Raw genomic sequence first — 18,391 nt, 5'->3', positions numbered from 1 at the left:
TAGTTGTTTAATATAGATATCCCCAAAATGGAAACAACAAACGCCGGGGCAGTAACAGCACCGGCATCATGTAAAATCACTTTAAAAATAAAAGGAAAAAAAAGTACAATGGGCCATAAGTTAAAAACACTAAACATTGCAGTTAAGGCCAGTAACCAATAATGGTATTCCGTTTTATAGGTAACTGTAAATACGGTTGTACCCGCAGCGTAGGCAACTCTTGTAACTGAAGGCGCGAGAACAGTTCGATAAAAAAATACATCAGGATTATTCCGCAAAACGAAACGATCAATGAGTCGTGGGGAAGGCTTTTTAAGAATAAAGTCCAGCGCCCAGCCGGCAACTGCCACACATAGTAAAAGGTATAGAATAAGCAAAGCCATGAAAATACGTACGGCTATGTTTTTACCTGTATCTTTAGAACGCCAAAAGGCTTTTAATTCGTGACTAAAGAAAGTTGAGATCATATGGTACCCGCTGTGACGAATGAGTTTTAATTACTGTAATAATAATTAAATAATTTAAAATAAAAGGAAAGGCCTCACCTAAATCCTCTCCAAAGGAGAGGACTTACTTTTCAGTTTCTTCCCCCTCTCCTTTGGAGAGGGCCGGGGTGAGGCTTTAATACTTGTACTTATCGCCCCATAATTTTTTTAGTTTTTCTTTTGACTCATTCTCGCGTGGGTTGTTACCCGGCTCATAAATTTTGGTTCCTTTTACGGCATCGGGTAAAAAGTCCGGGTTTACAAAGTTGCCTTCAAAATTGTGGGCGTACTTATAGTCCTTACCGTAACCAATATTCTTCATCAGCTTTGTTGGGGCGTTACGCAGGTGCAGCGGTACGGGCAGATCGCCGGTTTGTTTTACCAGGCTCATGGCGGCGCCAATGGCCGTAGTAGCCGAATTACTTTTAGGCGATGTCGCCAAATAAATGGCTGTTTGCGACAGGATCAACTGCGACTCGGGCATCCCAATTACGTTAACCGAATTAAAGCAGGCCTGCGCCAATAATAGGGCATTAGGGTTGGCATTGCCAATATCTTCTGATGAAAGGATCAGCATCCGCCGGGCAATAAACAACGGGTCCTCGCCGCCGGCAATCATCCGCGCCAGCCAGTAAACCGCGCCGTTAGGATCGCTGCCACGCATAGATTTTATAAAGGCCGATATGATATCGTAGTGCTGCTCGCCCGCTTTATCATACAGCGCCATGTTTTGCTGCACATGCTCCAGCACTATTTTGTTGGTCAGCTCTATTTTTTTGCCCGATATGGCATTCACCAGCAGCTCAAAGATGTTTAACAGCTTACGCGCGTCGCCGCCCGACAGGCGCAGCAAAGCTTCGTGTTCTTTTATGTCAATGTTTTTTTTGCTGATCACGACGTCTTCCTTTTTGGCTTTCTCCAAAAGGTTTACCAGGTCGGCTTCTTCCAGTGGTTGCAGGATATAAACCTGGCATCGCGACAGCAAAGCCGATATTACCTCGAAGGATGGGTTTTCAGTGGTAGCGCCTATCAGCGTAACAATACCCCGCTCAACGGCCCCCAATAACGAATCTTGCTGCGATTTGGAGAAACGGTGGATCTCATCAATAAACAGTACCGGCATAGCATCGCCTTCTTCTTTTAATCGCGAAGCGGTTTCAATAACCTCGCGCACATCTTTAACGCCCGAGTTAATGGCGCTTAGCGAAAAGAAGGGCCTGTCCAGCGTTTGCGAAATAATATAAGCCAGCGTGGTTTTACCCACGCCCGGCGGTCCCCAGAACAACATTGACGGCAAGGCGCCGCTTTCTATAGCTTTACGCAACACCGCGCCCTGCCCAACAAGGTGTTTCTGGCCAACATAGTCGTCGAGGTTTTTGGGGCGCATGCGCTCTGCTAATGGCGGCAAATTGTTCATGTAGTAAAAATCTGAAAAGGAAACGCTAATTCCTAAATTTTTTAGTATTTTTAAATAACAATTATATGATCAACAAGTTTACCCATTCAAACTTTCATGCTATTTGTGATGAATTTTCATTGGCAGATATACACCTCGACGAGATTATTAAAGCCCATGGCTATCCACCCTTATGGAGCCGCCCCAATACCTTTGAAACACTGGTCCATATTATTTTAGAGCAGCAGGTGTCGCTGGCCTCGGCATTATCAGCCTTAAATAAATTACGCGAACGGGTACAGGAAATTACGCCCGAGCGGGTATTATTATTAACCGACGAAGAATTTAGGGCAAGTTATTGCAGCCGCCAAAAAACAGCTTACATTAAATATTTAGCAGAAGCCATATTAAACGGGCAGATTAACCTGCAACATTATGAGGATCTGCCTGATGATGAAATCCGCGCACAACTGGTAGCCCTAAAAGGCATCGGCAACTGGACGGTTGATGTTTACCTGATGTTTGTGCTGCAACGCGCGGATATATTCCCCATTGGCGATTTGGCCGCGGTTAACGCCTTAAAACGGGTTAAAGGATTATCCAATAGCACATCCCGCGAAGAGTTAATTGACGTAGCCACGCAATGGCAGCCTTACAGAACTGTAGCAACGATGATGTTGTGGCATTACTATCTGTCGGCACCGAAGAAATAATAGTTTGTCATGCTGAGCGATAGCGAAGCATCTGCCGCGTGGCGATTGCAATTTTCGCAGATCCTTCGTTCCTCAGGATGACAAACGGTTTTTAAATGAAAAGAGTCCCGATGGTAGTCGGAACTCTTTTGTGTCTTATTGTGGGGGCTCCTTATTTAAATGTCACACTTGTTTTGCCCATGGTATAACCATCAGCATATAGCAATACGGTATAAGTGCCCTTTTGGAATGGCTCCGCATACATCCAGTCGACAGTATAATTAGCACCGTCATCCTTATAATCAATAGATGTTTTGTAAGTATATTGCAGATCCCGGCTATCAGCATTAAAAGTGCCGCTATCGTTAGTCGTTATCAGGTTGCCAATCGGGTCTATAATCCGGATAAAAATATCATGTGATCCTTTTGTTGCCACAGCGTTGCTGGCTACGGTAAAGTTGATCTTAAGCTTATTAACATTTTTGGCTTTGGTTTCGTCGCTTTCCTTGCCATTCTTTTTAACCTTGTAACCAACTACGCTGGCAGCACCAACTTTAATGGCTGACGCAACCTGTACTTTGGTGTTAAGGTCCCGGTTTTGTTTTTCAAGGTCGGTTGCTTTTGCGCTAACGGTAGTTAGGTTGGTTTTTAAAGTATCTCTTTCGGTAGCTAATGATACATTTTCTTTCCTTAGCTCTTCGATATCGGCGGTGTACTTGGTAACAAAATAGCGTAATTGCTTAACATCTTCCTGCGCTTTGCTTAATTCTTCGGCGGTTAGTTTGCCTTTGGCAAGTTCGCCTCTTAGTACTTTAATTTTTGCTCTTAGCGAATCATTTTTGGCCTGCAATTCGGCCGAAATTTTTGTTTTACCGGCGCTAACCTGTTCTATTTGCGCTTCAAGGCTATCAAGCTCAACTTGTAATTTTGTTTTTCATCGCTTTGCACGGCAATTCTTTGGTCAGAATTGTTTTTCTTCATGTATAAATACACGTCAGTTCCTAATAAAGCTACAATTACTACTACTAAAAAGTAAATAACGTTTGAATTTTTTTAGGCTCTTGTGTTGTTTGGTTCTCCATAAAAATTATCTGCTTTAATACTTGAATAATAATTAAATGCGGCAGGGTATTTGACTGTTATGTGAATTGGTTTTACCGCATTTACTATTGTTAACTTATAACTATACGTAATAATGTGAATTTTATGATATTGTTTTTTATAAACGGCTATAAAATATTCCTAAAAGTATGTACAAATTGATTAAAACGCAATTATTATTTGCCATAATAAACCGCACTATCAAGTAGTTTATATCTTTGCAATTCTTAAAAAAGCCCTCAATGCATTATATACGTTATATTATTTTACTGATTACGTTAGCGTTTTTTACTAAAGCCAATGCCCAAAACCCAACTCAGGCCGACTCGATAGCCAAACAAAAACTAAAGGACCATCCTAAGCGCGAGTTCAGGGGGTATGGGTAGCAACCGTTGGTAATATAGATTGGCCCTCGCCTAAATCCACGGTCGATCAGCAAAAGCAAAAGTTGATTGGTATATTGGATCAGCACCAGCGTACCGGCTTAAATGCAGTAATGTTCCGTGCGCCCGGCTGCCGATGCTTTTTATGCCAAGGGTATAGAGCCATGGTCTAAATGGTTAATGGGCAAACAGGGGAAGGCACCTGATCCGTTTTATGACCCATTGGAATTCGCCATAAACGAAGCCCATAAACGAGGGATAGAACTGCATGCCTGGTTTAACCCGTACCGGGCTACTACCGATAATAAGTACTCGGCCTTAAGCCCTGATCATATCACCAACAAACACCCTGAATGGTTTTTTATCTACGGCGGTATGAAAACGTTTAACCCGGGGCTGCCAGAGGTGCGCGAATATATTGTACAGATTGTTTTAAATGTGGTTGATAATTATGATATAGACGGCGTACATATGGACGATTACTTTTATCCGTATGCTATTGCCGGGCAGAAAATAAACGACGCGGCGGCTTACCAGCAATATGGGGGCGATTTTACAGATATTCGCGAATGGCGCCGGGATAATGTTAACAAGCTGATAAAAATGCTTACGGACAGTATCCACAAACATAACCCACGTATAAAATTCGGTATGAGTCCGTTTGGCATATGGGCCAATAAATCGCAAAACCCCGAGGGTTCTGACACCCGTGGCGGCGATACATACTATGAGTTGTATGCCGACTCGCGTAAGTGGATAAAAGAGGGATGGGTTGATTATATTAATCCGCAATTGTACCGCCCTATCGGAGACCGGTTGATGGCTTTCGACAAACTGCTATCCTGGTGGAGCGATAACACTTATAACCGGCATTTATACATTGGCCGGCCGCTTATCGTATAAACGAGCATAACCTGCCAGCCTTTGACAAGCCAACCGAAATCCCTGATGAAATAAGGCTTGTACGCGGTAACGCGCGTACGCAAGGCAGTGTTTTTTTTAGCTCACAATCATTAACCAATAATAAACTTGGTTTAACCGACTCATTACGGCTTAATCACTACAAATATCCGGCTTTGCCACCACCAATGTTATGGCTTGACTCTATTGCGCCTAACACACCCCGCAACCTGGTGGTTACACGTATCCCAACCACTACCAGCGTCCAGTTAAGATGGGAAGCACCACTGCCGGCCAAAGATAATGAGCCCGTTTATGGTTATGTTATTTACCGGTTTGAAGGCGAGGAAAAGATAGATATAGCTAAACCGGAAAACATATTGCATATCCAGTACAACGCAACGCCCTTTTTTATGGATACAACCGCTTTGCCGGGAAAAACTTATTTGTATGTTGTAACGGCGATAGACCGGCTTAAAAATGAGAGCGACCGCACACCTACGATGGCAGCGCCTGTTCAATAACGCCGTATTTATTATATTGCCGGTGATTTTATAAAAATGAGAGCGGTAATACAACGTGTTTCTGAAGCAAGCTGTAACGTTGGCGGCCAGATAACCGGCCAAATAGGCCCGGGTTTCCCGGTATTGCTTGGTATTGAAGAAGCCGATACCGAGGATGACCTACAATGGCTTGCGCAGAAAATAACCAATATGCGTGTATTCGGCGATGAGAATGGCTTAATGAATAAAGCATTGGCCGATGTAGATGGTAGTATTTTGTTGATATCGCAATTCACCTTATTCGCCCAAACTAAAAAAGGAAACCGTCCCTCATTTATTAAAGCCGCCCGCCCGGACAAGGCTATCCCATTGTATCAGCAAATGATAGAAACGTTTGATAATCTAACCGGCAAAAAAACAGCTACCGGTATATTTGGTGCCGATATGAAAATAAGCCTGGTTAACGATGGACCGGTAACCATCATTATGGATACGAAGGAAAGAGATAGCCACTAATGGTCACGAATTTTAGCGAATCTCACGAATTGCTTAGTATATTTTAAATGACTGATATTTTATTTAAAGAAGAGTCTTACAAAATTATTGGTGCATGTTTCGAAGTGCATAACTTTTTAGGACATGGCTTTAAAGAAGTAGTTTATAAAGATGCACTGGAGATGGAATTAACAAAACTGAATATTCCGTTTACAAGGGAAAAGCCATTTACCATCTTGTACAAAGAACAAAAATTAAAACATTACTTTATTGCCGATTTTATTGTTTATGACACTATCATCCTGGAAATAAAGATCGGTAACTACATCGGCGACCCTTATATAAAACAAACACTAAACTACCTAAAAGCGTCAGGCCTCAGATTAGGTATGGTTATCAATTTTGGCTTGCCTTCTCTTGAATTCCAACGCGTAATAATTTAATTCGCACACCCATTCGTGTAATTCGACCTAATTCGTGAAATTAGTGCCAATTATTATGACTATAGAACAAGCACAAAAGCTGGTGGACAACTGGATAAAAACAACCGGCATCCGTTATTTTAACGAACTTACCAACACGGCTATATTAATGGAAGAGGTTGGCGAGGTTGCCCGTATCATGGCGCGGCAATATGGCGAGCAATCCTTCAAAAAATCTGATACCGAAGTTAACCTTGCCGATGAAATGGCTGATGTTTTGTTTGTGCTCATATGCCCGGCCAACCAAACGGGCATTAACCTTACCGATGCGCTGCAAAAAAACATGGAGAAGAAAAGCATCCGCGATGCTGACAGGCATAGGAATAATGAGAAGTTGAAATAATTTACCGACTCGTCATCCCGAACTTGTTTCGGGATCCCATCATAAAAGAAGCGCACTACTTAGCGTGTGGGATGCTGAAACAAGTTCAGCATGACTATCTTCTTTAACTACTGCAACTTAACTAATCTCTCCCGATCCAAAACAGGTATAGCAGTAGTCAAATCAACCTTTAGGCAAAACTCAATATCGGCTTCAATGCCCAATGCTTTAAGGCGTTCACTGTGCGATGTTTTTTTGAGATAAGCATCCGGGTCGTCTTTGGCTATTTGGTAAAGATCATTGGCGGCTATGGCGGGGTCATCAACAACAAAACCGCTGCCCTTTAATTGTTCAACCACCGCTCCGGCAAATAGGGTATCCTCCAGGTTAAAATTGTTTTTCCAGCCCGAGCATACCAGCAGCACATTCTCGTTTTGCTGTTTTAACCAGTTGCAAATGGTCGTTAGGTTAATAAACGCGCCTATAACTATCTTCTTTGCGCTGCGCGATAAGTGTAACGCGTGTGTACCATTGGTTGTAGTCAGCACGATGGTTTTACCGGCAACTTTTTCTTTAGTGTAGGAGAATGGCGAATTACCAAAGTCGAACCCATCAACAACCTCTCCGTTACGTTCGGCGGCTAAGAGGTAATCCAGCCCTTTTTCGCGGTAGGCGCTGCACTCTTCAACCTGCGATACCGGGATAATAGCTTCGGCACCGTTTTCAATACCATAACAAATGGATGTTGTGGCCCTGAAAACATCAATCACAACTACAACGTATTCTTCAACGTTATAAAGCGGTATCAGCGCCGGGGTAAGGCAAACTTCTAATTTAGGGCTCACAATGACTATTTATAAAATGGTGGCTTAACTATTTTAGCCTTAATGCTGTTATCACGGATCTTCACATAGATCTCGGTTCCTTCTTTGGCAAACTCGGTTTTTACATAGCCCATACCAATGGCTTTTTGTAGCGATGGCGACTGGGTACCCGAGGTAACTTTACCAATATTGTTGCCTTCGGTATCAACTATCTCATAATCATGGCGTGGTATACCGCGATCTATCATTTCAAAGCCAACCAACTTTTGGCTTACACCAGCCGCTTTTTGCCCGGCCAGAGCTACCGAGTTAGTGAACTCTTTATTAAACTTGGTTACCCAGCCTAAACCGGCTTCTAATGGCGAAGTGGTATCATCAATATCATTACCATAAAGGCAGAAACCCATTTCCAAACGCAGCGTATCGCGTGCGCCCGTGCCTATTGGCTTGATGCCAAATGGCTCACCGGCTTTAAATACGGCGTTCCATATCGCTTCGGCATGTTCGTTATCAAAATATAACTCAAAACCACCCGCGCCGGTATAACCGGTTGCGGATACTACTACGTTATCAATACCGGCGAAGGTGCCTTTTTTAAAGGTATAGTATTCCATGGATGCAAGGTCGATATCAGTCAGACTTTGTAATGCCTCGGCTGCTTTTGGGCCCTGTACGGCTAATAACGAGGTGCGATCTGAGATATCCTTCATTACCACGCCTTCGGTATTGTACTGGCTTATCCAGTTCCAGTCTTTTTCTATGTTCGAGGCGTTTACAACCAGCATATACGTTTGCTCGTCTATCCGGTAAACAAGCAGATCGTCAACAATGCCGCCGGTAGTGTTGGGCAGGCATGAGTACTGTACTTTGCCATCATATAATTTTGAAGCATCGTTACTGGTTACGCGTTGGATCAGGTCAAGCGCTTTATCGCCTTTCAGGATAAACTCGCCCATATGACTTACATCAAACACGCCTACGCCTTTGCGGACGGTTTCGTGTTCGGCATTGATACCGGCGTACTGTACGGGCATGTTATAACCAGCAAAGGGTACCATCTTGGCGCCTGCTTTTACGTGGACTTCGCTTAAGGCTGTGTTCTTCATACAAAATTATATTTGGCACAAAAGTAATAAAAATGCAGGCAGGTTGCGTGCGATTACCAAAAGGATTTTGCACACTCATTGTGGCCTTAGCAGCGCGGGACAATTTGACTTTTTAAGGCTGGCAGATTTGGACCATTGCATGCAACCGAAAAAATAACTTAAAATTTGGTGACAAATACTGCTACCATCTAATTGTTAAAGGTTGTCGTAATTTGTAATTCTCCGGAGATTGGAGGATTAACGCTCAAGATATACTAAACCAAAATTTTTTAACAGATTTGTTTAAGATTATTATCCCACGTTGTTATGATCAGCATACGAAAAGCCATTGACACCGACCTGCCCCAATTAGCGGCCATACGCGGTAGCGATCCCTTGTCGGTTGCCAATTGGATAAATCGGATCGCCGCCTATATAAATGGAACCCACCACCCGCAAAAGGCCTTAGCCGGACGTGTTGTTTTTGTGGCTGTTTTTGACGAACAAGTAGTTGGCTTTATAGCTGGCCATTTAACACGGCGTTTTGAATGCCACGGCGAACTGCAGTGGATAAATGTGATAAACGAACAGCAACATAAAGGTATTGCCGGTATGTTGCTTAAGAAATTAGCATCATGGTTTCTAAGCTATGATGCTAAACAGATCTGTGTTAACTGCGAGCCGGATAATATAGTTGCCTTAACTTTTTACAAAAAGCATGGCGCAGAAACCCTGAATAATCACTGGTTGGTTTGGAAAAATATCGGGATGGTAAATCCGGACTACAGGAAAAATTAAATGTGTTGACAAAATAGTGCTGCCATTTAATAAGGTTGCATTGCCATAATTTGCAGGTGGCGTCGTTCTGCCCCGGATTACAAATCCGGACTAACGGGACTTTACTCCTTACAACAAGCCTTATAAAACTTAATCAAGTTCTTCGTTACCAAATTTATATCATGTTCCTTCTCAGCCAACAGGCGGGCGTTTTTGCCGAGTTGGATACAAAACTCTTCGTCCTTGATGCAGCGTTGCATTGCCTGGTAAAATTCGTCGCGCGTGTTGGCTATCAAAATGTCGTGACCGTTTTTAAAGTTAATGCCTTCGGCACCCAGCGAGGTAGATATGATACATTTCTGCATCGCCATGCCTTCAACTATCTTTACCCGCATACCGCCGCCCGACAGCAGCGGCACGATCATGATGGATTTACTGTTTACAAACTCCAGCGCGTCGTCAACCTCGCCTTGTATAAAAACTTTTCCAAGCGCCTCGTAATCATCAAAACGTTCGGGGATATCGTTACCGGCTACATAGAGCTTTACGGGGAGGTCGCCGCTGGTAATGTCATTAATAAAAGTATCTAAAAACCACTCCATGCCTTCGCGGTTCGGCAGCCAGTCTAACGACCCTAAAAGAACAGGCTCGGGAACTCGGTTTTCTTGATATCTGGCTTATATTTATCCGGGTTTAGGGCTATGGGCAATACTTCTATGGGCACGTTAATACCGTACCCGGTCAGCGTCTCCTTGTCATGGTCTGAAAATACGGTTATAGCATCAAATTTATTCAGCTGTTGCTGCTCGTAATTTTTTATCCGGCGGGCATGCATCCGCAGGTATGATTTTTTAAACGGATCTATTTTTTGCAGGGCCAGCCGCCACCAGATCTGGTTCTCGATATTGTGCGCGCGGTAGATCAGCTTGGCTTTCGAGTGTTTACGCACCGCGGGCAAGTATAACGATACAAACAACCCCTCGAACTGGATAATATCATAATCACTGTTACGCAACTCGCGGATCAGTAAAGTCTCAAATTCCGGGTCGTAATACCGGTCGACATTGAAAGATGTTTTTTGAAGAGGTTGACGGCTACACCCAGCACGGTAACCGTAGTGTCAATATCATAAGCGCGATAGTTAATCTTCCCCATCAGGTCCTCGTCGGGCAGGGTGCTTTCGTAATTATGGCGTTTGGCATTAAGCGCCACCAGCGAAACATCATGACCGGTACTAACCAGGCTTTTAATGGTATTGGCTACCACTATCGCATATCCGCCATTTTGCGGGAAGGGTACACGATGGCTTAGTATAAGGATCTTCAATGGATTCGGTTTTTACCAAAAATACTATTCTAAGGTTACAGTATCAAGGTGTAAAGCACTCCGTTTAATAATATTAAGGTCATTATTGTGACGCTTGTATCGTATTATGTGGGGCCTCTGCGGGGCAGGCCAGAGCTCAAAGGACTAACAAGCTATCAAATAACCGGCTAAGAAATATAAACCTCCCCATCAACCAACCCCTCCAGCTCCACCGGGTTATGGCTTACAATTAAAACGGTAGCACCTATATCCTTAAAAACAACCGTCAACTCAGCTATCAATTCTGTTTTCATATCCGGGTCCAAAGCCGAAAAAGGCTCATCCATTAACAGTAGTTTTGGTTTAATGGCTAACGCCCTTAAAATAGCTAAGCGCTGCTGTTGCCCGCCAGACAGGTGGATGGGTTTATGATCTGTCAGCGTATCCAGCTTTCCTAAAACTAACAGGCGGTTTATCCAGCCGATATCATCCGTAGCGTATTCAAGATGTTGCAAAACCGTCATGTTGGGGAACAGCGCATAATCTGGAAAACAAATCCGGGCATTCGTTTTTGCGGGGCGATGTTGATACTGGCGCCGGTATCCAGCCAGGTAACGCCATCAACAATTATCTTTCCCTTTTCAGGATTTAGCAGCCCGGCAATCACCTTTAAAAACGTGGTTTTACCCGCGCCTGATGGTCCGTAGATCTTGGTAATACTGCCGGCGGCAAACGCATGCTCAATTTTTAATACCCGTTTACCGTGGTAAACTTTCAGGCTCTTCTCTATCGCAATATCTATCATTCTAACGGAGATTTAGCCTGGTACTTATTGAATATGAAAACGCTTATCACCATAACAAAAGTAATAGCAAACAGGATGAGCGAATAGTTATTGGCCGCGGCGTAGTCCATCTGCTCTACCGAATCATAAACAGCGATAGATGCCACGCGGGTTACATTTGGGATATTGCCGCCTATCATCAGCACCACGCCAAACTCGCCCAGCGTGTGGGCAAAGGTTAGTACTATGGCGGTTAACAACGATGGCTTGATGTTGGGCAGTAAAACGCTTTTAAAGGTTTGCCACGGGCTTTTACCCGTGGTGTATGAGGCTTGTGCCAGCGAAGCCGGTAATTGCTGCAGCGCCGATTTAATTGGCCCTATCATAAAGGGCATGCTGTAGATAAAAGACGCCAATACTAACCCCTTAAAAGAAAAAACAAATTGCACGTCAAAACTATCCTGCAGCCATTTGCCCAAACCGTGCTGCGGACTAAAAGCCAGCAACAAATAAAACCCCAGTACCGATGGCGGCAGCACCAGCGGCATAGTAATAATAGCCTCTATTAAAGTTTTGAAAAGCGACCGACCCTTTGAAAGCCACCAGGCTATGGGTACACCAATCAACAACAACAATAAAGTTGTAATTGCTGCCAGCTTTAACGTAAGCCATATTGGTGATAAGTCCATTTATGATTAATTACTGCGTACGGTACCCGTATTGCTCAAAGATCTTTTTAGCGTCGGCGCTTAACAGGTAGCTGTAAAACTTTTCGGCATCGGGGTTGGCTGCGCCATGTTTTAAAATTACCACGCCCTGTTGTATAGGGGCATAACTTTTAGGGTCGATGAGTTTCCAGTACAGCCTGGTTTTATTGGCGGGGTCCTTTACCAATGCCTGTGTGGTGAAGCCTACACTAACCACACCGGTAGTTATATAGGTATTTACCCGGGATATGCTTTCGCCATAAACCATTTTGCTTTTTACGTTGTCCAGTATGCCTTTTTTGGTTAACAGGGCCGCGGCCGCCTTACCATAAGGCGCTACAGCGGGGTTTGCTATCGCGATTTTTTTATAAGCGGGGTTAGCAGGATCCTTTCCCAACGCACAAAACCAAGGTCCCTGTTGCTGCAGATAATAAGGTTGCCCAGTGCGTAAACTGCAGGCGCTTTAGTAGCAAGTCCATCTTTATATAAAGCCTCCGGAAAGTCCATATCAGCCGATAAAAAAACGTCAAACGGCGCACCGTTTTTAATTTGTGCTACCAGCTTACCCGATGAACCAACAATAGGTTCGATATCGCACCCCGTTTTTTGCTTAAAATCTTTTTGTAATACGGTTATCACAGCTTGCAGGTTGGCAGCGGCGGCTACCTTTATTTGCTGTGCCAATAAAGATGTAGAAGTTAAAAGTCCAATAGCCAGTAATAAAGCAACGCGTTTAATTGTACCGGCAAGATGTTTTTTAATATTCATCGCTATAAACTTAAAGTGTAAATATAGAACGAATTATTAAACCTTAGATTGTTTACTGTAGGATTGAAGTGTTTTAAGCAAATGTGTGTTTAAACAATTTAATTTTGTTAAAAAAACTTATTATCAGATAGTTAACACGAAAATTTGTTTCATTTTGTTTCATTTGTTTTTTGCAATCGCTGATAATCAATGCGTATGGTTGAAATCCTGTTTCACCTGTTTCATTTGTTTCACACATGCGTGAAACAAACGAGGCTATGCCGCCGGCGGTATAGGGGTCTTTTTCAAAGCGTTAGCTACCGCCATAACATTAGCCGCAACCAGTTTACCGGTCTCTATCGACCAATCCTTCCTAAAATCGGACTTCAAATAAGCCTTACCGGGGCCGGGGCCATTGTTCCAGTAAGTATAGCTTTGCGGGGCGATGGTAAAACCCACATCCATCAAACCATGCGCTATTTCGGCGACAACGTGGCGCGCCCCATCTTCCTCACCTGTCACTACAAAGCCCGCTACCTTGTTATAAGTTACCGGCCGGCCCTCTTTGTCCCGCGCCGAATATAGGCCGTTAATGCGTTCCATAACGCGCATAGCCATGCTTGATAGCGTACCCATCCGGGTAGGCGTTGCCATAATTAATATATCGCTTGCTAAAAGATCTTCCAATATCGCCGGCCAGCCATCTCCAACACCCATGTCTGATTTACTGCCTGTAATAACGTTATGATCGGCAACCCTTATCATTTTAACATCGGCTCCCAGCCTTTCCAGCTCCTTTATTACCTCAAGGGCCAATGCTTCGGTGTTTGATGCCTGCGGCGATGGCTTTAGTGTGCAGTTTAATACCAGTACTTTCATACAAGGGTAACCTATAACCCGCCATAAAGTTTATTAACAAAAAAGGGCGAGTGCCTAAACATTCGCCCTTAATATTCAACATAGGGTTATAACTTAATCGTTGGGCGCATCATTTGGCGTACCTACAATTTTAAATACTTTGTCGCCGTTGGTATCAACAGCATCCTGGAAGTAATAGCCTTCCTGCGATACATAATATTTCTGTCCGTTAAGCTTTATTATTTTGCAGTCTTCGGGAAGGTAATCAACCAAATCCCCAACTTGTGGCAGGTCGTCTGCCGGGCTGCCGCTATCAACAGTATTCAGCTCGCCGTCTTTGCCGGCTATCTGGTAAGCTAATGTGCCATCGTCCTTAGTTATCGGCTGATAGTAAACACCATTAAGCTCATAATACTGCATACCGTTTATAGATATAGCCTGTGCTTTTGCCGGTAGCTTATCAATCGCCGCTCCTATTGGTGGCTCAACAACGGTGTATTCTTCATTTTCCATTTGCCTGTAATACAGGCCGTCATTATAAAAATACTGGTCGGCGCCAAAATAGAAGGGATAATACCCATAAGGTAACACGCGTAAGCTAAAACCCAATTGCGGGGTGTAATAAGTGCTATAATAGCCACGGTTGCGGTAATAAAAGCCGCGGGGCCTTGCTGTTATATAGTTGTGGCCAAATTGTAAGCCGGGATAGCTGCGATAGCTGTTACCACGGCGGTAATTAAAACCGCTGCTCCCGGCCGGTTGTATGTACCGCCTCTTGGGTTGTATGAATTTGAATTCCCTCTTTGGGTTATTCCCGGATAGCGGCGCCCATTATTATTATTATTGGGGTTGGCTGGGGTAAAAACAGGTTGTGGCCTGTGCTCGCTGCCGCGAGGATCATAATTTTGAGTTGAACCGGTGGCGTTATTGGTACGCGCACGATCAAATGAACCCGATTGCGACGGTTGTGTGCTTTGCGTTTGCTGGCTGCCACGCTGAAACTGCGGCTGCGCTTGCTGTTGCGGTGCCGGGCGTTGTTGCTGTGGCGCAGGTGCCGACTGCTGTTGTGGCGGCGGGCTGCTGCGTTGTACTTGTGGCTGTGGTGCAGCTGGCGGTGGCGTAGATCCACCACCGCTCCGGCTGCCATTGTCGCTGTGTTCGCCACCCCGTTGTGCACTGGCCGAAAATGCCATACCTAAGCATAATATGGTGCTTAAAGCAAAGCCGGTTAAGTTTTTATATGTCTTTTCCATTTTATTGATATTGAATATTGTTATAAGGCAGATAGTTAGTTTTTTAGACGGATAATCGCGTGAAAAGTTTAATACCGACAAAAATAACGTTAATAGCCCGGATCAAGTATAATAAGCAGATGAATTTAAAACATGAAAGGTTACAGGCCTTCAGCAATAAACAATAACGGCTCGTCAAACTCCGGGGTAAAAAAACCATCGGCTATGGTTTTATATTGGCCTTCGCCCGTCTCTGCCAACCCATCTGTTTTTAAAGAGTTTGTATCCGACAGGATCGTGATCAATTCGCCAGCTGGTTTCCACTTACCAAACCCCGGGCTTACAGCATAGATCTTTTGCTGATCATAAAATATCACCAGGTTTATTTTACCGGCATAAGGCAGGTAATCATCCGCTTCAAACTCATCGGTTACTACATTAACAGATGGGTAGCCATGGCCGGTTAAATAATTAAGCGCCGCAACTATTACCGTATCTTTACCAACAGGCAGCCATTTGATGTCGGATTGCAGGTTATCTATAGCGTCATCGGTTAGTATCCAATCTATTTTAATGCCATAGGCGTTTAGTTTTTCGGCGATGTCCGGTGTGACTATCAATGTCGGGCTCCATTCAAGCAGCTGGCCCAATTGCTCGTCATCAAAATTATCAAGCCCAAGCACCAGTAGCGCCGGCTCCTGTTTTTCGCGAACAATGTGGTGTGATGACATAAGTTTAATGATTGGAGAATAGTGATTAGTTATAATAGCTTAATAGATCTTTTTATAAAACGCTTTGACAGCCGCAGCCGGGTCCGCCGATAAATTTACCGCTGCCGATACCGCTATGCCATAAACTCCGGTTTGCAACAATGCGTCTACATCTGGTAATTGGATGCCTCCTACTGCAATAACCGGTATTTCTACTATCATTCGTTGCAACTGTTTATATCCTTCAAACCCCATAAGCGGGCTGTTGTTCGGTTTGGTGTCGGTATGCGCAAATGGCCCGTAGCCACAATAATCAACCATGCCGGTTGCCTGCGTGGCCAGCAAGCGTTTAACATTTGTTGCCGATGCGCCCAATGTTTTATCTTCGCCTATCTGCGCACGGATAGCGCCAAAATCAGCATCAAAATCTTCTATGTGTACGCCCTGTACATCAATCCTATCTAATAAATGATAATGGTTAGTGATGATAAGCGTTGCGCCCCAATCATCGCAAATTTGGGCAATCTGGTTTATTTCGTCAACCAGTTCAACATCGGTTTTGGTAAGGCAACGGTACTGCAGCCAGTTTGCCCCTGCCTCGCAGGCTATTTGCGCCTGTTCAATATGGGTGCGGTTGGGCAGGTCCCGGTTAAGTAATGGAATTTTGAAATATACTTTTTCATGAAGGGTGGTAGAATTTGCAACTAAATTAAGCAATGCAAACGCACTATAACCTTAAATCTTTCAATTGTGATTCTTCCAGTACAATCCTCACGCTTTCCCTGCCTTTGTACTCCCATTTTATCAATCGGATACAATTATCCGCGATCTCGATCCCGGTAATATCCCCATCATCAAAACAACAGCAGCCGCTGTTAAAATAGGTGTCTAAATATCCGTTAAAAGCGGGCGGGCGAAAGTTTTGTAAATGCAGCTTATCAATTCGGGCCTGTATTGCCGCTTGTTTTTCGCCGGTGGCGGATGCCAAACTTTCGTACAGGATCTCTAACTCTGTTAACGACCGGAATACCGGTTGATGCGTATGCCCGGTAATTAAAATAGTATCTTTTCTTTTTGAGCTCCACTCATACATCAGGCGGTTATTTAACGTTATTTTTGTCGGTATTAAACTTTTCACGCGATTATCCGTCTAAAAATTGCTAACTATCTGCCTTATAACAATATTCAATATCAATAAAATGGAAAAGACATATAAAAACTTAACCGGCTTTGCTTTAAGCACCATATTATGCTTAGGTATGGCATTTTCGGCCAGTGCACAACGGGTGGCGAACACAGCGACAATGGCCTGCAATCCGGCGGTGGTGGATCTACGCCACCGCCAGCTGCACCACAGCCACAAGTACAACGGCCAGCAGCCCGCCGCCACAAACGGCAGTCGGCACCTGCGCCACAGCAACAACGCCCGGCACCGCAACAGCAAGCGCAGCCGCAGTTTCAGCGTGGCAGCCAGCAAACGCAAAGCACACAACCGTCGCAATCGGGTTCATTTGATCGTGCGCGTACCAATAACGCCACCGGTTCAACTCAAAATTATGATCCTCGCGGCAGCGAGCACAGGCCACAACCTGTTTTTACCCCAGCCAACCCCAATAATAATAATAATGGGCGCCGCTATCCGGGAATAACCCAAAGGGGGAATTCAAATTCATATACAACCCAGAGGCGGTACATACAACCGGCCAGAGCAGCGGTTTAATTACCGCCGTGGTAACAGCTATCGCAGCTATCCCTGGCTTACAATTTGGCCACAACTATATAACAGCAAGGCCCCGCGGCTTTTATTACCGCAACCGTGGCTATTATAGCACTTATTACACCCGCAATTGGGTTTTAGCTTACGCGTGTTACCTTATGGGTATTATCCCATATTTTGGCGCCGACCAGTATTTTTATAATGACGGCCTGTATTACAGGCAAATGGAAAATGAAGAATACACCGTTGTTGAGCCACCAATAGGAGCGGCGATTGATAAGCTACCGGCAAAAGCACAGGCTATATCTATAAACGGTATGCAGTATTATGAGCTTAATGGTGTTTACTATCAGCCGATAACTAAGGACGATGGCACATTAGCTTACCAGATAGCCGGCAAAGACGGCGAGCTGAATACTGTTGATAGCGGCAGCCCGGCAGACGACCTGCCACAAGTTGGGGATTTGGTTGATTACCTTCCCGAAGACTGCAAAATAATAAAAAGCTTAACGGACAGAAATATTATGTATCGCAGGAAGGCTATTACTTCCAGGATGCTGTTGATACCAACGGCGACAAAGTATTTAAAATTGTAGGTACGCCAAATGATGCGCCCAACGATTAAGTTATAACCCTATGTTGAATATTAAGGGCGAATGTTTAGGCACTCGCCCTTTTTGTTAATAAACTTTATGGCGGGTTATAGGTTACCCTTGTATGAAAGTACTGGTATTAAACTGCACACTAAAGCCATCGCCGCAGGCATCAAACACCGAAGCATTGGCCCTTGAGGTAATAAAGGGCTGGAAAGGCTGGGAGCCGATGTTAAAATGATAAGGGTTGCCGATCATAACGTTATTACAGGCAGTAAATCAGACATGGGTGT

At 44.2% G+C, this 18,391-nt stretch carries 26 protein-coding genes and 2 pseudogenes; 10 read left to right on the top strand and 18 right to left on the bottom strand.

Annotation, left to right across the window (positions count from 1 at the left end; all coding sequences use genetic code 11):
• Both HK413_RS15600 and HK413_RS13135 read right to left on the bottom strand, forming a co-directional pair.
• Nucleotides 1-467 (bottom strand): DUF5687 family protein (locus HK413_RS15600; RefSeq protein WP_246230526.1); only part of this gene is annotated, 467 nt, incomplete at its 3' end.
• Between the two features lie 154 nt (nt 468-621).
• The gene (locus HK413_RS13135) at nt 622-1,902 is read right to left on the bottom strand and encodes a replication-associated recombination protein A (RefSeq protein WP_175270459.1); all 1,281 of its coding nucleotides are present in this window, start codon (nt 1,900-1,902) and stop codon (nt 622-624) included.
• A gap of 65 nt (nt 1,903-1,967) precedes the next feature.
• Here HK413_RS13135 and HK413_RS13130 point away from each other — a divergent pair, with 65 nt between their 5' ends.
• Entirely contained in the window at nt 1,968-2,594 is a 627-nt protein-coding gene (locus HK413_RS13130; protein WP_175270458.1) for a DNA-3-methyladenine glycosylase family protein, read from the top strand.
• Nucleotides 2,595-2,745: 151 nt separating this feature from the next.
• Here HK413_RS13130 and HK413_RS13125 read toward each other — a convergent pair whose 3' ends face one another.
• A complete protein-coding gene (locus HK413_RS13125) occupies nt 2,746-3,423 on the bottom strand; it encodes a hypothetical protein (protein WP_217452308.1) in 678 nt (225 codons plus the stop codon).
• A 493-nt stretch (nt 3,424-3,916) separates the two neighbouring features.
• On the opposite strand from HK413_RS13125, the gene HK413_RS18525 reads away from it, so the two are divergent.
• The 6 genes from HK413_RS18525 (at nt 3,917) to HK413_RS13105 (ending at nt 6,780) form a co-directional block, all read left to right on the top strand.
• Nucleotides 3,917-4,060 (top strand): hypothetical protein, encoded by a 144-nt coding sequence (locus tag HK413_RS18525; protein ID WP_246230525.1) that lies wholly within the window; start codon nt 3,917-3,919, stop codon nt 4,058-4,060.
• A gap of 117 nt (nt 4,061-4,177) precedes the next feature.
• The gene (locus tag HK413_RS18520; RefSeq protein ID WP_317169593.1) at nt 4,178-4,960 is read left to right on the top strand and encodes a glycoside hydrolase family 10 protein; all 783 of its coding nucleotides are present in this window, start codon (nt 4,178-4,180) and stop codon (nt 4,958-4,960) included.
• A gap of 185 nt (nt 4,961-5,145) precedes the next feature.
• The gene (locus HK413_RS18515; protein ID WP_246230524.1) at nt 5,146-5,481 is read left to right on the top strand and encodes a fibronectin type III domain-containing protein; all 336 of its coding nucleotides are present in this window, start codon (nt 5,146-5,148) and stop codon (nt 5,479-5,481) included.
• Nucleotides 5,482-5,517: 36 nt separating this feature from the next.
• Nucleotides 5,518-5,976 carry a D-aminoacyl-tRNA deacylase gene (gene dtd / locus HK413_RS13115; RefSeq protein ID WP_175270457.1) on the top strand — a complete coding sequence of 153 codons (459 nt, stop codon included), beginning with the start codon at nt 5,518-5,520 and terminating at the stop codon, nt 5,974-5,976.
• Between the two features lie 47 nt (nt 5,977-6,023).
• Nucleotides 6,024-6,398: a GxxExxY protein gene (locus HK413_RS13110; protein WP_175270456.1), complete on the top strand. Its 375-nt coding sequence runs from the start codon at nt 6,024-6,026 to the stop codon at nt 6,396-6,398.
• 55 nt (nt 6,399-6,453) lie between these two features.
• Nucleotides 6,454-6,780: a nucleotide pyrophosphohydrolase gene (locus tag HK413_RS13105; protein WP_175270455.1), complete on the top strand. Its 327-nt coding sequence runs from the start codon at nt 6,454-6,456 to the stop codon at nt 6,778-6,780.
• Nucleotides 6,781-6,887: 107 nt separating this feature from the next.
• On the opposite strand, the gene HK413_RS13100 is transcribed toward HK413_RS13105, so the two are convergent.
• Entirely contained in the window at nt 6,888-7,604 is a 717-nt protein-coding gene (locus HK413_RS13100) for a 2-phosphosulfolactate phosphatase (RefSeq protein ID WP_175270454.1), read from the bottom strand.
• A 5-nt stretch (nt 7,605-7,609) separates the two neighbouring features.
• Entirely contained in the window at nt 7,610-8,689 is a 1,080-nt protein-coding gene (gene gcvT, locus HK413_RS13095) for a glycine cleavage system aminomethyltransferase GcvT (protein ID WP_175270453.1), read from the bottom strand.
• 306 nt (nt 8,690-8,995) lie between these two features.
• Between gcvT and HK413_RS13090 the strand changes: the two genes are divergently transcribed.
• Entirely contained in the window at nt 8,996-9,466 is a 471-nt protein-coding gene (locus HK413_RS13090; RefSeq protein ID WP_175270452.1) for a GNAT family N-acetyltransferase, read from the top strand.
• A 101-nt stretch (nt 9,467-9,567) separates the two neighbouring features.
• Here HK413_RS13090 and HK413_RS13085 read toward each other — a convergent pair whose 3' ends face one another.
• The 13 genes and pseudogenes from HK413_RS13085 to HK413_RS13025 form a co-directional block, all read right to left on the bottom strand.
• On the bottom strand, nt 9,568-10,047 hold the full coding sequence (locus HK413_RS13085; protein ID WP_175270451.1) for a glycosyltransferase family 4 protein: 480 nt from the start codon (nt 10,045-10,047) through the stop codon (nt 9,568-9,570).
• A gap of 32 nt (nt 10,048-10,079) precedes the next feature.
• On the bottom strand, nt 10,080-10,469 hold the full coding sequence (locus tag HK413_RS13080; protein WP_317169595.1) for a glycosyltransferase: 390 nt from the start codon (nt 10,467-10,469) through the stop codon (nt 10,080-10,082).
• A complete protein-coding gene (locus HK413_RS13075) occupies nt 10,469-10,771 on the bottom strand; it encodes a hypothetical protein (RefSeq protein ID WP_175270450.1) in 303 nt (100 codons plus the stop codon). The genes HK413_RS13080 and HK413_RS13075 overlap by 1 nt, the downstream gene beginning before the upstream one ends.
• A 167-nt stretch (nt 10,772-10,938) precedes the next feature.
• Complete coding sequence (locus HK413_RS22405) at nt 10,939-11,118, bottom strand: P-loop NTPase family protein (protein ID WP_394353182.1); 180 nt, start codon at nt 11,116-11,118, stop codon at nt 10,939-10,941.
• A 24-nt stretch (nt 11,119-11,142) separates the two neighbouring features.
• A pseudogene (locus HK413_RS13065) lies at nt 11,143-11,555 on the bottom strand (ATP-binding cassette domain-containing protein); the annotation flags it as partial.
• The gene (gene modB, locus HK413_RS13060; protein ID WP_175270447.1) at nt 11,552-12,223 is read right to left on the bottom strand and encodes a molybdate ABC transporter permease subunit; all 672 of its coding nucleotides are present in this window, start codon (nt 12,221-12,223) and stop codon (nt 11,552-11,554) included. The gene modB and the pseudogene HK413_RS13065, both read right to left, overlap by 4 nt.
• A gap of 10 nt (nt 12,224-12,233) precedes the next feature.
• Nucleotides 12,234-12,853, bottom strand: a pseudogene (gene modA / locus HK413_RS13055) (molybdate ABC transporter substrate-binding protein); the annotation flags it as partial.
• A 411-nt stretch (nt 12,854-13,264) separates the two neighbouring features.
• Nucleotides 13,265-13,867 (bottom strand): flavodoxin family protein, encoded by a 603-nt coding sequence (locus tag HK413_RS13050; RefSeq protein ID WP_175270446.1) that lies wholly within the window; start codon nt 13,865-13,867, stop codon nt 13,265-13,267.
• A 93-nt stretch (nt 13,868-13,960) separates the two neighbouring features.
• Nucleotides 13,961-14,524 (bottom strand): DUF6515 family protein, encoded by a 564-nt coding sequence (locus tag HK413_RS13045; protein ID WP_317169594.1) that lies wholly within the window; start codon nt 14,522-14,524, stop codon nt 13,961-13,963.
• The gene (locus tag HK413_RS13040; protein WP_175270444.1) at nt 14,521-15,099 is read right to left on the bottom strand and encodes a hypothetical protein; all 579 of its coding nucleotides are present in this window, start codon (nt 15,097-15,099) and stop codon (nt 14,521-14,523) included. The genes HK413_RS13045 and HK413_RS13040 overlap by 4 nt, the downstream gene beginning before the upstream one ends.
• Nucleotides 15,100-15,239: 140 nt before the next feature.
• Nucleotides 15,240-15,809, bottom strand: coding sequence for a thiamine diphosphokinase (locus HK413_RS13035; protein ID WP_175270443.1), 570 nt, complete (start codon nt 15,807-15,809; stop codon nt 15,240-15,242).
• Between the two features lie 39 nt (nt 15,810-15,848).
• The gene (locus HK413_RS13030; protein WP_246230523.1) at nt 15,849-16,505 is read right to left on the bottom strand and encodes a thiamine phosphate synthase; all 657 of its coding nucleotides are present in this window, start codon (nt 16,503-16,505) and stop codon (nt 15,849-15,851) included.
• A gap of 10 nt (nt 16,506-16,515) precedes the next feature.
• The gene (locus HK413_RS13025) at nt 16,516-16,926 is read right to left on the bottom strand and encodes a hypothetical protein (protein WP_175270442.1); all 411 of its coding nucleotides are present in this window, start codon (nt 16,924-16,926) and stop codon (nt 16,516-16,518) included.
• Between the two features lie 61 nt (nt 16,927-16,987).
• Here HK413_RS13025 and HK413_RS13020 point away from each other — a divergent pair, with 61 nt between their 5' ends.
• Both HK413_RS13020 and HK413_RS18505 read left to right on the top strand, forming a co-directional pair.
• Nucleotides 16,988-17,437: a hypothetical protein gene (locus tag HK413_RS13020; protein ID WP_175270441.1), complete on the top strand. Its 450-nt coding sequence runs from the start codon at nt 16,988-16,990 to the stop codon at nt 17,435-17,437.
• Between the two features lie 79 nt (nt 17,438-17,516).
• Entirely contained in the window at nt 17,517-18,101 is a 585-nt protein-coding gene (locus HK413_RS18505; RefSeq protein ID WP_175270440.1) for a DUF6515 family protein, read from the top strand.
• The last annotated feature ends 290 nt before the right edge of the window (nt 18,102-18,391 follow it).

The sequence above is a fragment of the Mucilaginibacter humi genome, from assembly GCF_013087555.1.
This window is presented reverse-complemented; position numbering and strand designations above follow the sequence as displayed.

Bases quoted from the DNA above. Each gene is read 5' to 3' on its own strand.
- HK413_RS13135 (WP_175270459.1), bottom strand. From the start codon at position 1,902: ATGAACAATTTGCCGCCATTAGCAGAGCGCATGCGCCCCAAAAACCTC.
- HK413_RS13130 (WP_175270458.1), top strand. From the start codon at position 1,968: ATGATCAACAAGTTTACCCATTCAAACTTTCATGCTATTTGTGATGAA.
- HK413_RS18525 (WP_246230525.1), top strand. From the start codon at position 3,917: ATGCATTATATACGTTATATTATTTTACTGATTACGTTAGCGTTTTTT.
- HK413_RS18515 (WP_246230524.1), top strand. From the start codon at position 5,146: ATGTTATGGCTTGACTCTATTGCGCCTAACACACCCCGCAACCTGGTG.
- dtd (WP_175270457.1), top strand. From the start codon at position 5,518: ATGAGAGCGGTAATACAACGTGTTTCTGAAGCAAGCTGTAACGTTGGC.
- HK413_RS13110 (WP_175270456.1), top strand. From the start codon at position 6,024: ATGACTGATATTTTATTTAAAGAAGAGTCTTACAAAATTATTGGTGCA.
- HK413_RS13105 (WP_175270455.1), top strand. From the start codon at position 6,454: ATGACTATAGAACAAGCACAAAAGCTGGTGGACAACTGGATAAAAACA.
- gcvT (WP_175270453.1), bottom strand. From the start codon at position 8,689: ATGAAGAACACAGCCTTAAGCGAAGTCCACGTAAAAGCAGGCGCCAAG.
- HK413_RS13090 (WP_175270452.1), top strand. From the start codon at position 8,996: ATGATCAGCATACGAAAAGCCATTGACACCGACCTGCCCCAATTAGCG.
- HK413_RS13085 (WP_175270451.1), bottom strand. From the start codon at position 10,047: ATGGAGTGGTTTTTAGATACTTTTATTAATGACATTACCAGCGGCGAC.
- modB (WP_175270447.1), bottom strand. From the start codon at position 12,223: ATGGACTTATCACCAATATGGCTTACGTTAAAGCTGGCAGCAATTACA.
- HK413_RS13050 (WP_175270446.1), bottom strand. From the start codon at position 13,867: ATGAAAGTACTGGTATTAAACTGCACACTAAAGCCATCGCCGCAGGCA.
- HK413_RS13040 (WP_175270444.1), bottom strand. From the start codon at position 15,099: ATGGAAAAGACATATAAAAACTTAACCGGCTTTGCTTTAAGCACCATA.
- HK413_RS13035 (WP_175270443.1), bottom strand. From the start codon at position 15,809: ATGTCATCACACCACATTGTTCGCGAAAAACAGGAGCCGGCGCTACTG.
- HK413_RS13020 (WP_175270441.1), top strand. From the start codon at position 16,988: ATGGAAAAGACATATAAAAACTTAACCGGCTTTGCTTTAAGCACCATA.